Source organism: Fusobacterium sp. DD2, from assembly GCF_018205345.1.
In the GTDB taxonomy this organism is placed as follows: Bacteria; Fusobacteriota; Fusobacteriia; order Fusobacteriales; family Fusobacteriaceae; genus Fusobacterium_A.
Genome location: NZ_JADRHM010000127.1, coordinates 1 through 740 on the forward strand (window position 1 = coordinate 1; position 740 = coordinate 740).

Consider the following 740-nt stretch of genomic DNA (forward strand, 5'->3'; position numbering starts at 1 on the left):
GGGAACAGTGCTATACTTTGGAAAGGTAAGAGTAGATGATAAGATGATAATAGATATGCCACCAGTAACACTAAAACAAACTTTAAAAGTAATTAAATTTAATCCAATAGCAGGAGGGTTAAATATTGATACTAAAGAAGATGTCTATTACGGTCCAGCAGAGCAATATAAAGGGAGATAGAAAATAAAAATGATGGAGGAAAAATATGAAAAAAATATTAATAACATTATTTACATTAGTTTTAATAGGATGTAGTGGATCAGAAACCAGAAGTACAAGTTATAATAATGGAGCAAAGCTAAATATGGAAGTAATAAATAAAGGTATATCAACGTTATTAACACCAACAGAAACAAATGAATTGATAAAAGGTGGAGAAGGACAATTTGTCATCTTGAATACGCCATCTCACGGGTTATTAGGCGACGGAATAGCAAGTTTATTCAGTGATTTGAGAGGAATAGATTCTGGGACAAAACAAGCATTAGAAATTATGCAAAACAATCCAAATACAATTATAGTTTCAGAAAATAGTGATAGTTTAATAAAAGCTATAAAGTATTTAGGAGAGAGTGAAGAAGGAAGAAAAATATTAACTAAGGGAAGATATGTATTTGTAAAAAGTGCATTAACCAATTATTCATTTGTAAGTAAGAGCGAAGTGGAAGAATTAGCAAAGAAGTATAAGTTTAAGTACTATTATCAAGATTAATATTTTAAAGGCAGCCTGAGATTGATT

The 740-nt window shown here is 29.7% G+C and carries 1 protein-coding gene and 1 pseudogene; both read left to right on the forward strand.

Features of this window, described 5'->3' with window-relative positions; genetic code table 11:
• A pseudogene (locus IX290_RS11400) lies at positions 1-181 on the forward strand (hypothetical protein); the annotation flags it as partial.
• A 25-nt stretch (positions 182-206) separates the two neighbouring features.
• Positions 207-713 (forward strand): hypothetical protein, encoded by a 507-nt coding sequence (locus IX290_RS11405; protein WP_211493311.1) that lies wholly within the window; start codon positions 207-209, stop codon positions 711-713.
• Positions 714-740: the final 27 nt, after the last annotated feature.